Here is a 13983-nt window from a genome sequence, read left to right on the forward strand (position 1 = left end):
CTGGAGGGGGAGGGTCGCCGCGCAGCGGCGGGGCGGGGTGACAGACTATCGTCGTCGATGGTGTTTCAGTGTAAACGCCTCTGCCTCGCGCGAGCCATACACTTCAACGTAAATCTTCTCCATGACCGCTCTGAGATCAAAGGCCACATCCGAATTCCAGAAGCGGATAACCCGATATCCTTCCTGCTCCAGCCAGGTCTGCCGTTCGCTGTCGCGCTTGGCTGTTGCATCCTCGTTGTGATGCCCGCCATCCAGCTCAATGATGAGACGCTTTGCTGGACAGAAGAAGTCCACGACATATGGACCAATAGGCGCCTGTCGCCGGAAATGCGTGCCTTCGATCGGCAGTTCTTTCAGCGCACGCCAGAGGATGCGCTCATGCGGCGTGGCATTAGCCCGCAGCTTCTTCGCAGCGGCGCGGCGGATCGCCGTTGAAATCATTCTACCTCGCTCGCGGATAGATCACCCCACCCCGCTTACATCGACGTTGCTGCGCATCATCGATGTAAGCGACCCTCCCCCTCCAGGGGAGGGTGAAGTGAACCGCAATCTAAGGGCGAAAACAAGCGGATGTTTGTTTCGCCGCCCCAGTAGCGTCCATAGGAAGGTTGCTAACTGCTAACTGCTGGCGGATTCGCCCCGTAACGCCTACATTGTCTCTCGCGAAGCTGCGTCGTGCGTCAGGAGCCATATATCCCCGGGGCCTTATCGATCCTTTAGGGAACTGTCCCTGGCCGGGTCCGTGGATCCGGACATATGGTGCCCACCTACTTTCGTAGGGAACTCCGGGATCGAGTGCTTCAACGGCGTTCGCGGCCTCGCACTTTTGTTTGTCGTCGAGTTTGTTTCCAAAGCTTTCGGTGCATTGCCGTTCGATGCGGCGTGCCCTGCGTAGCCCGGATGGAGCGAAGCGCAATCCGGGACAGGATCTGCTTGGTTGCGAGATGATCCCCGGATTTCGCTTCGCTCCATCCGGGCTACGATTGCATCGAATACGGATCATTCATCGTATGACGGCAACCCTGTCGAAAGCCGATCTCCGCGCCGCAGCTCTGGCGAAACGCGATGCGTTGAGCGACGAGCAGCGCGCGGCTGCGGCGCAGGCGATGGCGAAGCGCGGGCTGCCGTTCGAGATCGAGCCGGGACTCGTCGTATCCGGATATTCGCCGATCCGCAGCGAGATCGACCCGGCCCCTCTGATGCGCAAGCTCGCCGAGCAGGGCGCAAAGCTCGCGCTGCCGGCGGTGCTGTCGCGTGGCAAATCGCTCGCGTTTCGCGCGTGGTCGCCTGATGACAGGCTGATGATGGGGCCGCTCGGCATTCTCGAACCGTCGCCGGCGGCGGCCGAACTCGTTCCCGACATCATGCTGGTGCCGCTGGCGGCGTTCGATCGCGCCGGCCATCGCATCGGCTACGGCGCCGGACATTACGACTTCACGCTGGTCCATTTGCGCAAGGTGAAGGCCATTACGGCTGTCGGCACCGCCTTTTCCGTGCAGGAAATAAAAGCCGTTCCCGCGCTGCCGCACGACGTGGCGCTGGATTATGTGCTAACGGAAAAGAAAGTGTTCGATTTCCGGAGCTGAACTTTGCGTATTCTCTTCGTTGGTGACGTGGTCGGCCGCGCTGGGCGCACCGCGGTCGCGGAATATCTGCCCGGCATGATCAGGGACTGGGCGCTCGATCTCGTCGTCGTCAATGGCGAGAATTCCGCCGGCGGATTCGGCATCACCGAGGCGGTCTATCAGGAACTGCTCGACGCCGGCGCAGATGCCATCACGCTCGGCAATCACGCCTGGGATCAGCGCGAGGCGCTGGTGTTCATCGAGCGCGCGCCAAAACTGATCCGGCCTGCGAACTATCCAAAGGGTACGCCTGGCCGGGGAGCGGCGCTGGTCGATACCAAGAACGGCAAGCGTGCGCTCGTCATCAACGCCATCGGCCGTGTCTTCATGACGCCGTTCGACGACCCCTTCGCTGTGCTCAATCAGCAGCTCGATGCCTGTCCGCTGCGCGAAGCCGCGGATGCGATCGTGGTCGATTTCCATGGCGAGGCGACGAGCGAGAAACAAGGCATCGGCTATTTCTGCGACGGCCGCGCCAGCCTCGTCGTCGGCACGCACACCCATGTGCCGACCGCCGATCATCAGATCCTCGCCGGCGGCACCGCCTACATGACCGACGCCGGCATGACCGGCGACTATGATTCAGTCATCGGCATGCAGAAGGAAGAGCCGCTGCGGCGCTTCACGACGGGTATCCCGTCAGCCCGTTTCGAACCGGCCGCAGGGGCGGCGACACTCAGCGGCGTTGCGGTCGAGACCGATGATTTAACCGGCCTCGCGCTGCGTGTTGGGCCGGTGCGGGCCGGCGGCAGGCTCGAGCCGGCCGTGCCGGCGTTTTGGGTGTGAGGGCCGCGCGGGATTCAATTGAACTGAACCACCTTGTCGAGCGTAATCGGGAGGTCGCGCACGCGCTTTCCGGTCGCATGATAGACCGCGTTGGCGATCGCTGCCGCCACGCCGACAATGCCGATCTCGCCGAGTCCCTTGATGCCGAGCGGATTGACGATCTGGTCCGGCTCGTCGACGAAGATCACCTTGATGTCGTGCACGTCGGCATTCACGGGCACGTGGTATTCGGCGATATTGGCGTTCATGACGCGTCCGAAGCGATGGTCGAACAGCGTTTCCTCGTGCAGCGCCATGCCGATTCCCCAGACCACGCCACCCATGACCTGGCTGTGGGCGGTCTTCAGGTTGACGATGCGGCCGGCGGCGACGGCATTGACCACGCGGGTGACGCGGATCACTCCCAGCTCTTCGTCCACCTTGACCTCCGCGAAGATCGCGGAATGGACATTGCGTGCGTGAGACTTGTCTTCGTCCACCTTGTTGGCCTCCTCGCGCGTGATGCGCTCGGCCTTGCCGGACTGCATGACGCTTGCGATCGAGACTACGCGGTTGGCATCCCGCCTGCTGACGATCTTGCCGTCGATCAGCGCGACGTCGTCCACGCCGGCGCCCGCCAGCGGCGAATCCTTCGTCGCCTTTGCAAGCTTCAGCAAGTCGCCGCGAACCGCGCGGGCGGTATTCGCGATGGCGTTGCAGACCGAGGAGGCAATCCAGGAGCCACCTTCCAGCGGACATTGAGGTAGCGTGGAATCGCCGAGCTTGACGCTGATACTGTCGATCGGCAGGCCGAGCATATCGGCCGCGACCTGCGCCATGATCGTGTAGGTCCCCGTGCCGATATCGGAGGCGGCTGTCGCCACTTCCGCATGCCCGTTCGCCGTCAGCACGATGCGGACCGTGGCGGGCATCTGCAGCGCTTCCCACACGCCGGATGCCATGCCCCAGCCGACGAGATCGTTGCCGTCCCGCATCGAGCGCGGTTCCGCGTTGCGCTTGTTCCAGCCGAACGCCGCCGCGCCCTGCCGGTAGCACTCACGCAATTGCTTGCTGGTATAGGGAAGGTCCTCGCCCTGATGGCGATCGGAATAGCATTGCAGCCGTAGTTGCACCGGATCGGTCTTGAGGGCGATGGCGAGTTCGTCCATCGCGCATTCCAGCGCATAGACGCCAGTCGCAGCGCCCGGCGCCCGCATGTCGCAGGAGGTCGGCAGATCGAGCCTCACCAGTCCGTGTCCGAATTCCGCATTCGGACTCTTGTAGAGCAGGTTTCCCCAGCCGGTATCGTTGCGCGCGAAATCCTCGAACTGCGAGGTCTCGGCGATGGCTTCATGTTGCATTGATTCGAGCGTGCCCTCGCTGTTGGCGCCAAGCGCAAGCCGTTCGATGCTCGCCGGCCGGTAGCCGAGTGCATACATCTGCGCCCTCGTCAGCATGACCCGAACCGGGCGCTTCAGCGCGCGTGCCCCCAGCACCGCCAGCACGACCTGGTATTGCGGACGCAGGCCGGCGCCGAAGCCGCCGCCCATATAGGGCGACATCACACGCACCTCGCCCGGCTTCATCTTGAACACGCCGCAGAGATACTTCTGCACGTTCTGCACGCCTTGCGTCTTGTCGTAGACCGTGAGCTGGCCGTCTTCCCAGATCGCGGTGGAGGCAAACAATTCCATCGGATTGTGGTGCTCGGTCGGAATGAAATATTCTGCCGCGTGGCGCACGGCGGCGGACGCAAACGCCTTTCCGGCATCACCGCGCGACTTCTCCGGACTGTCGGTCGCAAAAGCGCGGGCGCGCTCGGCGTGCAGATCGGTGACGTGCGGCTCCTTCTGGTATTCAATCCTGACCTGCGAGGCGGCGACGCGGGCGGTTTCCCAATCCTCCGCCAGCACCAGCGCCAGCGGCTGTCCGGTGAAATGAATCTTCTCGTCGTAGAGCGGGCGATAGGGCGAGCCCTTCTCCGGCGCGACGTCGTCCTTGTAGGCGTCATTCTTGGCGGCCATTGGTGGCCGGTTCCGATGCGTGAGCACGTCGATCACGCCGTCAACGCCCAATGCCGCGCTGGAGTCGATGCGCACGATCCGCCCCTTCGGTATCGTCGACTCGATGACATAGCCATGGACCAAGCCGGGGACGTTGAACTCGCCGGCATATCTGGCTTCGCCGGTAACCTTGGCCCTGCCGTCGACGCGGGATGTCGCTGATCCAATATAGGATGCCATGGCCCTCACCGTATCTTCTTGTCGGAGTTCGACTGCGGCGTGCCCCGCGCGGCCTGACTGAGCGTTCGCACGATAGCGCGCCGCGCCAGGCCGATCTTGAAGTTGTTGTGGCCGTAGCCTTTGGCCCCGTGCAGCAGCCAATCCGCGGCCTTCATAAATGCGGTCGCATCGGCGCGTTGTCCGAGCAGGGCCGCTTCGGCCGCGGAACTGCGCCACGGTTTGTGCGCAACGCCGCCAAGCGCCACGCGGGCGTCCTTGATCGTATCGCCGTCAAGTTCGAGCGCTGCCGCGACCGATACGAGCGCGAACGCATAGGACAGGCGGTCTCGGATCTTCAGGTACGAATAGTTCGCGCTAAAACCCTTCGGTGGAAGCTCGATCGACGTGATGATCTCATCGGGCTCCAGATTGGTGTCGCGCTGCGGCGTATTGCCGGGCAGGCGATGGAAATCCGCAAACGCGATGCTGCGCTGCCCGGCCGGACCGGTGACATGCACGATGGCTTCGAGCGCTGCGAGCGCCACGCACATGTCGGACGGATGCGTGGCGATGCAGGCTTCGCTCGTGCCGAGGATGGCATTGATGCGGTTGACGCCGTCGATCGCCGAGCAGCCGCTACCCGGCTCGCGCTTGTTGCATGGCGTCGCCGTGTCGTAGAAATAGAAACAGCGCGTCCGCTGCAAGAGGTTGCCGCCGGTCGAGGCCATGTTGCGCAATTGCTGCGACGCGCCTGATAGTATCGCGCGCGCGAGCAGTGGATAGCGGTCTTCGATCATCGGATGGTAGGCGAGGTCGGCGTTCGGCACCATCGCGCCGATCAGAACGCCGCCGGTGGACGTCGGCTCGACGCTTCTGAGCGGCAGGTGCGAAATATCGACCAGCCGGCTTGGCCCCTCGACATCATATTTGATCAGGTCGATCAGGTTGGTGCCGCCCGCGATGAATTTTGCGGAAGGGTCCGTGGCGATCTGCCTGATGGCATCGGCAACGTCGTTGGCGCGCGCGTACTGGAACGGGGTCATGATCGCTCCATCGCCTGCTGGATAGCCGCCACGATGTTCGGATAGGCGCCGCAACGGCAGATATTTCCGCTCATGAGTTCGCGAATCTCGTCGGCCGTTTTGGCTTTGCCCTCGGCGATCAGCCCGGCGGCCGAGCAGATCTGGCCCGACGTGCAATAGCCGCACTGAAATGCATCGTGATCGATGAAGGCCTGCTGCAGCGGATGCAGCTCACCGTCGCGCGCAAGGCCTTCGACGGTGATGATTTCGGCGCCTTCCTTCATCACCGCCAGCGTCAGGCAGGAATTGATCCGCCGCCCGTCGACCAGAACGGTGCACGCGCCGCATTGTCCGTGGTCGCAGCCCTTCTTGGTGCCCGTCAGGTCGAGATGGTCGCGTAGCGCGTCGAGCAGCGTCGTCCACGGGGCGACCGTCAGTTCCATACGGTTGCCGTTGACGGTCAGCCTGATCGGAATTTTGTCCGGTACGATGACCGTCCGCGTCACACGCTTTGCTGGGCCAGATCGGGCCATTTTGACCTCCGCCTGCTGATCTCCGCCTGCCTTTGGCTGGTGCGCGAAGGTGCTGCGCGGGGACGATCCAGCCTGCTTGACCTGGCGCGCTGAGGGAGCCGGTCAGCCGCGGTTCCAAGCCTGCCTATAACGAGTTCGAACAAGGAAGGTTCAGCGCGAAAGCGCGGTAGGCGCATCGCGCTCTGCGGCACGTTTTTTCAGGCAGCCATCCGCGCAATCACGCGAACGACGCACGCAATTTGATGCAGTATGCGCGGTGAGGGGAGTGTGGCTACAGCCGGTAGGCCGTGCGGAAGCCGCCCCAGTGGCGGCCCTTGATGCGGATCGGCACGTCGATCTCGCGCATCATCACCATGTTGCCGTTGCCCATGTCGCGCGCGTAGCTCTGGATCAGATAGGCGCGCTGATTGCGGCCGGCGGCAAGCCCGGCCGGATCGTTGAAGATGCGGCGGTTGCGGCTGTTGGCGGTGTTCCAGGTGACATCGCCTGGGCGCTGCGGATGCGAATAGATTTTGTTGTGCACCGGCAAATAGCCGTTGGTGTCGACCATGGCGCAGAACGCCATCCGCTTGTCCTTGGCGAGGAACGCTTCCTGGAACGGCGGCAGGGCGCGATCGGCCCAGTCCAGCATCCTGGTGCGGTACTGCACCGGGTTGGTGCCCGGTATCTCGACATAGTTGGTGTCGAACATGTCTTCCATCGAGATGGCGCCGCTATCGATACCATCATCGAAAATCTTCTTCAGCGCGGCGCCGGCTTCCATTGCGCGGGTTACCGCCTCCGTGTTGTCGTCCTGGATCGACCACAGTTTGTCTTCGATCTTCTCGGTCAGCGCGGCGTTCGCCCGCTCGAACCGCGCCTGCGCGCCGGCCTTCGAGCGCTCGCTGACGCGAATGCGGCAAGCGCCGATGTCCTGCAGCGTGGCGTCGAAGCTCTGGCCCTGCGCGAGCCTCTCGGCGTCTGACCCGCTGACCAGGATGCCATCGATCGAAATCTCGTAGACCGGCGCCGTTATCACGCCACGCGGCGTCTGGATTTCGATCTTGAGGCTGCAGGGCAGCTTTTGCTGTTCGCGGCGCTCCGTGCGGTCGCCTTGCCGCAGCAGCACCGCGCAACGCGCCTTGAGCTTCTGTGCAAACGCGGTGACTGCCCGTCCGGCCTTGGCGACGCTTTCGCCATGGGCCTCGGCCTCCTTGGTCGCGCTGTCGATTTCGGTGGCACTGTCGCCGACGGAAGCGATGAAGTTGGAAGCAGAGGCAGCATTGTCGGCCATCTCGCCGGTGGTCGCGTTCTGCTCGGCGACCGCGCCGTTGACGTTTTCGAACACCGGGCGGATCGCCTCGATCGCCTGCGTGATGCGATGCACCGCGTCGACGGAGCCCGCGGCGTCCCGCTGCAGCGCCTCGATCTTCTTGGTGATTTCCTCGGTCGCGTTCTGGGTCTGCACCGCGAGCGCCTTCACTTCGGTGGCGACGACGGCAAAACCACGCCCGGCCTCGCCGGCGCGTGCGGCCTCGATGGTGGAATTGAGCGCCAAGAGCGTGGTCTGCCGCGCAATCTGCGCGATCAGGTTGACGACGTTGCCGATCGCCGCCGATGATTCCCTGAGACGATCGACATTGGTGCCGGCTTCGCGGGCGGCCTCACTGGCCTGGTCGGCGAGCTTGCCGGCGTCGCGCACCTGGGAGCCGATCCCTTGCGCCGATTGGGTGAACTTGTCGGCGGCGCGCGAAAACGTCGTCGCCGTGCCTTGTGCAGCGCTGGTGCGGCTCGTCAGGGCGTCGGTGCGCTGACGGATGGTGGAGAGCGTCGCAGCGGTCGCCTCGGCGCCGCCGCCGACCGAATTGGCCGCGCGTTCGAGCTGACGGATCATGGCGCCGAGTTCGAGTTCCAGAAGCTCGAGGATGGCCTTGGCCGACTCGCCCTCGCCCGAAACGGCCTCCGCCGCGGCGGCCGGCTGAACCGCCGTTTGAGCCGCCGTTTGAGCCTTGGGCTGGACGGCAGGCAAGGCCGGTTCCGGCACCTGCTTTTTGAACAAACCGAAGGCCATGGGGTCTCTTGAAAGTTGAGGGTGCTTGCCAAATCCTCTCATCCGAGCATGAAGTCATGGTTAACAACTGCCTGATATTTCGGCGCGCGGCAGTACCGGCATACCCGGGCGGGCTGTAACTCTTTGATTTCAGCCGGTTGGCGGCCTATAACGCCGCGCTCACCCCACATCCCCCGGGACGAATCCAAGAGACCTCGCATGGCCGGCCATTCCCAATTCAAGAACATCATGCACCGCAAGGGCCGGCAGGATGCCCAGAAATCCAAGCTGTTCAGCAAGTTGGCGCGCGAAATCACGGTCGCTGCCAAGCTTGGAACCCCGGACCCTGCCATGAACCCCCGGCTGCGCGCGGCAGTGATCGCGGCGCGCCAGGAAAACATGCCGAAGGACAATATCGAGCGCGCCATCAAGAAGGCGATCGGCGGCGAGAGCGAGAGCTATGACGAAATCCGCTACGAGGGCTACGGTCCCGGCGGCGTCGCCATCATCGTCGAGGCGCTGACGGACAACCGCAACCGCGCCGCTTCCGACATCCGCTCCTACTTCACCAAATCAGGCGGCAATCTCGGCGAAACCGGCTCGGTCGCCTTCATGTTCGACCGCACCGGCATCATCGAATACGACGCCAGCAAGGCCTCCGACGACGCGATGCTGGAAGCCGCGATCGAGGCCGGCGCCGACGACGTCGTGTCCAGCGAAGGCGGCCACGAGATCTACGCCTCGCAGGAAACCTTTCGCGAGGTCGCGAAAGCGCTGGAAGCCAAGTTCGGCGAAGCCCGCAAGGCGGCGCTGACCTGGAAGCCGCAGAACACGGTGTCCGTCGACGACGAGACCGGCGAGAAGCTGTTGAAGCTGATGGACCTGTTGAACGAGCACGACGACGTGCAGAACGTCTATGCGAATTTCGAGGTCTCCGACGCGCTGGTCGCCAAGATGGCCGGGTAATCCGTCGTTCCTGCGAGTTCGCAGGGACGACGATGGTACGACGATTTGGGCGCATCAGCCTCTCGGGGTGCTCGATCCAGCCCGCATCCAGGGGATTTCCGTTCTCTTTATGTTTCGTTCACCCGGCTCTGGCGTTATCACTACGCCATGACATCCCCACCGATTCGCCACCCCGTCCGGATCATCGGCATCGACCCCGGCCTGCGCCGCACCGGCTGGGGCGTGATCGAGACCGAGGGCAACCGCCTCGTCTTTATCGGCTGCGGTTCGGTGGAGCCGCCGGACAATCTGCCCATAGCGAGCCGCCTGCTCGCGATCCATGAGGGGCTCGCCGCGGTACTCGGCGATTTCAGGCCGGCGGAAGCTGCGGTCGAACAGACTTTCGTCAACAAGGACGGCGTCGCCACGCTGAAGCTCGGCCAGGCCCGCGGCGTTGCCATGCTGGCGCCCGCGATGTTCGGCATATCGGTTGCGGAATACGCGCCCAACCAAGTCAAGAAGACCGTGGTCGGCGCCGGCCACGCCGACAAGAACCAGATCGCGGTGATGCTGAAAATCCTGCTGCCGAAGGCCGAGCCGAAATCCGCCGACGCCGCCGACGCGCTCGCCATTGCCATCACCCACGCCCATCATCGCCAGAGCGCGGCGCTGCGGCTGAAGGTAGCTAGCGCATGATCGGCAAACTCAAAGGCCTGATCGATTCCTACGGCGAGGATTACGTGATTCTCGACGTCGGCGGCGTCGGCTATCAAGTGCATTGCTCCTCGCGCACGCTGCAGGCGCTGCCGTCGCCCGGCGAGGCCGCGGTGCTCTCGATCGAGACTTATGTGCGCGAAGACCAGATAAGACTGTTCGGCTTCCGCACCGACGCCGAGCGCGAATGGTTTCGCGTGCTCCAGACCGTGCAGGGCGTCGGCGCCAAGGTCGCGCTCGCGGTGCTCTCGACGTTGCCGCCGGCCGAACTCGCCAATGCCATCGCGCTGCGCGACAAGGCCGCAGTATCGCGCACGCCGGGCGTCGGCCCGAAAGTCGCCGAGCGCATCGTTTCTGAATTGAAGGACAAGGCGCCTGCGTTCGCCAATGTCGATCCGGCCGTGGTGCATCTCGCCGGCGCGATCGACAGCGACCGCGCGCCGCGTCCGGTGACAGACGCGATCTCCGCGCTGGTCAATCTCGGCTACGGCCAGCCGCAGGCCGCCGCCGCCATCGCCGCCGCCTCGCGCAGCGCGGGCGAGAACGCCGAGACGGCCCAATTGATCCGGCTGGGCCTGAAGGAACTGGCGAAATAGACTATGTTCGCCGCTGACTGTCGAAGGAATGCGTTGCTGCCATGTTGAGCGAGAAAGACCAGGAACTAATTGCCGCCGCGATTGACGCGATCAGGCCGCGTTATCGCAACAAATGGCAGGAGGTCGGCGCGGCCATGCGGACCCGCGATGGCCGTATCGTCACTGGGGTGAACATCGACGCCTATATCGGCCGGATCGCCGTCTGCGCGGAGGCGATCGCCATTGGGCGCGCCATCACCGAAACCGGCGATCGCGGCATTGAGACCATCGTCGCCGTCCGCCATCCCAAGCCGGACGAGCCCGGCAGTATCGCCGTGGTATCGCCCTGCGGCATCTGTCGCGAGCTGATCCACGATTACGATGCAAAGGCGCGGGTCATCGTTCCCGACAATGGCCGCGAGCCGAAGGTCGTCACCATCGGCGAGCTTTTGCCCAACAAGTACCGGAGGGGCAACGGGTGAACACCCCCTCCCGCATCGTCACCCCCGAGCCCCGTTTCGACGATGTCGGCGACACCGCGTTGCGCCCGCAACTGCTGTCCGAGTTCGTCGGCCAGGCGCAGGCGCGCAAGAATCTCTCGATCTTCATCGAGGCCGCGCGCAAGCGAGGCGAGGCGCTGGATCACGTGCTGTTCGTCGGTCCCCCCGGCCTCGGCAAGACCACACTGGCGCAGATCGTGGCGCGCGAACTCGGCGTCGGCTTTCGTGCCACGTCCGGTCCCGTCATCGCGAAGGCCGGCGATCTCGCGGCACTATTGACCAATCTCGAAGAGCGTGACGTCCTGTTCATCGATGAAATCCATCGCCTGAGCCCTGCGGTCGAGGAAGTGCTGTACCCTGCGATGGAGGATTTTCAGCTCGACCTGATCATCGGCGAGGGGCCGGCGGCGCGTTCGGTGAAGATTGATCTCGCGAAGTTCACCCTTGTCGGTGCCACGACGCGCGCAGGGTTGTTGACCAATCCGCTGCGTGACCGCTTTGGCATTCCGATCCGGCTGAACTTCTACACCGAGGAAGAGCTGGAGAAGATCGTCAGCCGCGGCGCCCGCGTGCTCAACATCGGCATGACGCCGGATGGCGCCAACGAGATCGCGCGCCGCGCCCGCGGCACCCCGCGCATCGCGGGGCGTCTGCTCCGCCGCGTGCGCGATTTTGCATCCGCAGCCGACGCCAGCTCCGTCGACCGTGCCATCGCCGACCACGCGCTAAGCGCGCTCGAAGTCGATGCCGCAGGCCTCGATGCCATGGACCGCCGCTATCTGACGACCATCGCGCTGAACTATGGCGGTGGCCCGGTCGGCGTCGAGACCATGGCGGCGGCGCTGTCGGAGCCGCGTGACGCCATCGAGGACATCATCGAGCCGTATCTGATCCAGTGCGGCTATTTGCAGCGCACCCCGCGCGGCCGGCTGCTCACCTCGCACGCCTTCCGCCACCTCGGCCTCGCCGAACCGGCGCGGGATCCCGCGCAGTTCGGCCTGTTCGGCAACGACAGCGACGATTGATCGCTTCGAACCCGATCGTTCCGGCGATGCACTAAGGGCAAACAGCCGGCGCTTGCGCGCCCGGCCTGCTTGCCGTGGAGTGCAACAACAATGGCATCGACCGAAGACGCTGACATGCTCGCCCTGATCTCGGGGGCGCCGGAACTGGCGACGCCCGATGACACGGAAACGTTCCTCGACGCCATGCCGATCTCGGAACTCGCCTCGATGTGGGGCGCGCTGCAGCGCCTGAGCCGGCGCGACCAGACGGGCGCCGCATGGTCGGCGATTCTCTATTTCGACCATCTGCCGCACAAGCGGCCGGACCGCGCGATCGACCTCGCGCTCGAAGTGCTGCGCTCCGAGACTGACAAGCCGACGGTGATGCAGCTCAACGACAAGTTCATGCTGTCGCTGCTCTATGCCCATGGCGCCGCCGTGATCGATCGGATCGAGGCCGAGGCGAAACAGAATGCCGCCCTGCGCTGGCTGCTGGGTGGGATGCACTTCGGGCCGGATGAACCGTTCCAGCGCCGCATCGAGGCGATTGCCGACAGCAAAGCTTGGCACGCCGACGATCGCGCGCGCCGAACGCCGAAGCGCCCGCTCGATTGCGAGACGATGTCGGTGACCGAGCTGGCACTCGCCTGGGTCGAGCAGTATTCGAAATCCGAGCGCGACCGCGATGACAATTTCTTCGCAATCATGGACTACGAGCGCGACCTGCGGGAGGAGGATCCCGACAAGGCCATCGACCTCATCGTCGAGATACTGAAGATCGAGACCAACCCGGTGTTGCTGTCGCTGCTCGCCGCCGGTCCGCTCGAAGACGTCATCAGCATGGAAACCATCGAACGCATCGAGCGCGAAGCTTCCACCAACAGGCGCTTCCACGATCTGCTCGGCGGCGTCTGGTATTACCGCGCGCCCGACGAACTGAAGGCGCGGCTGGATGCCCTGGTCGGGCAGAACCGCTGGTGAGAAGCTGCTGGAGGTCTGCTGACGTTCTGCACAAAAGTACCCCAATTCGGGCTCAATCCGCTACCATGTTTAGCGCTGCATCACGATCGGATCACATGTTAACACGCCGTCATTTCTTGAAGTCCATGGGTGGATTGGGCGCGCTGGGCGTCTCGACCACCGCTTACGGGTTCTCAGCGCCGGTCGTCCGGCTTCGCGTCGTGCGGTACGACCTTTCGCCGCCGCAATGGCCGGCAGGTCTCAATCTCAGGATCGCCGCCATCGCCGACCTCCACGCCTGCGATCCCTGGATGTCGCTCGATCATATCGGTGAGATCGTCGAGCGCACCAATGCGCTCAAGCCTGACATCGTCGTCATGCTCGGCGACTACGTGGCCGGGCATCGCAAGGTGACGCGCTTCATTCCCGACGCCGAATGGGCGGGAGCGTTGGCCGGATTGAAGGCGCCGCTCGGCGTTCATGCGGTGCTCGGCAATCACGACTGGTGGGAAGACAAGGAAGTGCAGCGCAACGGGCAGGGGCTGCCGAGCGCTGGCCGTGCGCTGGAGGCCGTCGGAATTCCCGTTTACGAGAACGAGGCGAAGAAGCTCAGCAAGAATGGCCACTCGTTCTGGCTGGCCGGATTGGGCGACCAGCTCGCCTACATTCCGGCGCGCCGCTTCAGGCCGCTCAAGCGCATCGGCGTCGACGATCTCGGTGCGACGCTGGCAAAGATCACTGACGATGCGCCCGTGGTTCTGATGGCGCACGAGCCCGATATCGCGCGCCGCGTGCCCTCGCGCGTCGCGCTGCAGCTCTCCGGACATACCCATGGCGGCCAGGTACGGATGCTCGGCTGGTCGCCGATCTCGCCGTCCGGCCAGCAGCTCGCCTACGGCCACATCAAGATGAACTGCGACGTCGTCGTCTCCGGCGGCCTCGGCTGCAGCATCATGCCGTTCCGGCTGGGGGTGCCGCCGGAAATCGTGCTGGTGACGGTTGGGGTGGGGCGGCCGGCGGTGGCGTAGCGTTCCTCGCAGCGCTTGCGCGCCGCGCCGATTTTGCGCAAAACCGATGCTTTCCAGCGCG

Annotated in this window: 14 protein-coding genes and 1 other RNA gene; 10 read left to right on the forward strand and 5 right to left on the reverse strand. The window is 64.3% G+C overall.

What is annotated here, in order from left to right; translation table 11 throughout:
- Positions 1-45 precede the first annotated feature (45 nt).
- Entirely contained in the window at positions 46-441 is a 396-nt protein-coding gene (locus LMTR13_RS03865) for an endonuclease domain-containing protein (RefSeq protein WP_065726747.1), read from the reverse strand.
- 221 nt (positions 442-662) lie between these two features.
- Between LMTR13_RS03865 and ssrS the strand changes: the two genes are divergently transcribed.
- The 3 genes from ssrS (at position 663) to LMTR13_RS03880 (ending at position 2411) form a co-directional block, all read left to right on the forward strand.
- A non-coding RNA gene (ssrS, locus tag LMTR13_RS03870) (6S RNA) lies at positions 663-823 on the forward strand.
- A gap of 187 nt (positions 824-1010) precedes the next feature.
- Positions 1011-1586 carry a 5-formyltetrahydrofolate cyclo-ligase gene (locus LMTR13_RS03875; RefSeq protein ID WP_065726748.1) on the forward strand — a complete coding sequence of 192 codons (576 nt, stop codon included), beginning with the start codon at positions 1011-1013 and terminating at the stop codon, positions 1584-1586.
- 3 nt (positions 1587-1589) lie between these two features.
- Complete coding sequence (locus tag LMTR13_RS03880; RefSeq protein WP_065726749.1) at positions 1590-2411, forward strand: TIGR00282 family metallophosphoesterase; 822 nt, start codon at positions 1590-1592, stop codon at positions 2409-2411.
- Positions 2412-2425: 14 nt separating this feature from the next.
- On the opposite strand, the gene LMTR13_RS03885 is transcribed toward LMTR13_RS03880, so the two are convergent.
- The 4 genes from LMTR13_RS03885 to LMTR13_RS03900 all read right to left on the reverse strand — a co-directional run bounded on the left by LMTR13_RS03885 (position 2426) and on the right by LMTR13_RS03900 (position 8217).
- Entirely contained in the window at positions 2426-4633 is a 2208-nt protein-coding gene (locus LMTR13_RS03885; RefSeq protein ID WP_065726750.1) for a xanthine dehydrogenase family protein molybdopterin-binding subunit, read from the reverse strand.
- A 5-nt stretch (positions 4634-4638) separates the two neighbouring features.
- Positions 4639-5655 (reverse strand): FAD binding domain-containing protein, encoded by a 1017-nt coding sequence (locus tag LMTR13_RS03890; protein WP_065726751.1) that lies wholly within the window; start codon positions 5653-5655, stop codon positions 4639-4641.
- Positions 5652-6167: a (2Fe-2S)-binding protein gene (locus tag LMTR13_RS03895; protein WP_065726752.1), complete on the reverse strand. Its 516-nt coding sequence runs from the start codon at positions 6165-6167 to the stop codon at positions 5652-5654. Before LMTR13_RS03895 ends, LMTR13_RS03890 begins: the two co-directional genes overlap by 4 nt.
- Before the next feature lie 271 nt (positions 6168-6438).
- Complete coding sequence (locus LMTR13_RS03900; protein WP_065726753.1) at positions 6439-8217, reverse strand: methyl-accepting chemotaxis protein; 1779 nt, start codon at positions 8215-8217, stop codon at positions 6439-6441.
- Between the two features lie 198 nt (positions 8218-8415).
- Here LMTR13_RS03900 and LMTR13_RS03905 point away from each other — a divergent pair, with 198 nt between their 5' ends.
- The 7 genes from LMTR13_RS03905 (at position 8416) to LMTR13_RS03935 (ending at position 13922) form a co-directional block, all read left to right on the forward strand.
- A complete protein-coding gene (locus tag LMTR13_RS03905) occupies positions 8416-9162 on the forward strand; it encodes a YebC/PmpR family DNA-binding transcriptional regulator (RefSeq protein ID WP_065726754.1) in 747 nt (248 codons plus the stop codon).
- 147 nt (positions 9163-9309) lie between these two features.
- Positions 9310-9837, forward strand: a complete 528-nt coding sequence (ruvC, locus tag LMTR13_RS03910) for a crossover junction endodeoxyribonuclease RuvC (protein ID WP_065726755.1) — start codon at positions 9310-9312, stop codon at positions 9835-9837.
- Positions 9834-10451, forward strand: coding sequence for a Holliday junction branch migration protein RuvA (ruvA, locus tag LMTR13_RS03915; protein WP_065726756.1), 618 nt, complete (start codon positions 9834-9836; stop codon positions 10449-10451). The genes ruvC and ruvA overlap by 4 nt, the downstream gene beginning before the upstream one ends.
- Positions 10452-10492: 41 nt before the next feature.
- Positions 10493-10912, forward strand: coding sequence for a cytidine deaminase (locus LMTR13_RS03920; protein ID WP_065726757.1), 420 nt, complete (start codon positions 10493-10495; stop codon positions 10910-10912).
- Entirely contained in the window at positions 10909-11955 is a 1047-nt protein-coding gene (gene ruvB / locus LMTR13_RS03925; protein WP_065726758.1) for a Holliday junction branch migration DNA helicase RuvB, read from the forward strand. The genes LMTR13_RS03920 and ruvB overlap by 4 nt, the downstream gene beginning before the upstream one ends.
- 90 nt (positions 11956-12045) lie before the next feature.
- Positions 12046-12915 (forward strand): DUF6869 domain-containing protein, encoded by an 870-nt coding sequence (locus LMTR13_RS03930; protein ID WP_065726759.1) that lies wholly within the window; start codon positions 12046-12048, stop codon positions 12913-12915.
- A 95-nt stretch (positions 12916-13010) separates the two neighbouring features.
- A complete protein-coding gene (locus tag LMTR13_RS03935; protein WP_065726760.1) occupies positions 13011-13922 on the forward strand; it encodes a metallophosphoesterase in 912 nt (303 codons plus the stop codon).
- Positions 13923-13983 lie beyond the last annotated feature (61 nt).

The sequence above is a fragment of the Bradyrhizobium icense genome (genome assembly GCF_001693385.1).
Classification (GTDB): Bacteria; Pseudomonadota; Alphaproteobacteria; order Rhizobiales; family Xanthobacteraceae; genus Bradyrhizobium; species Bradyrhizobium icense.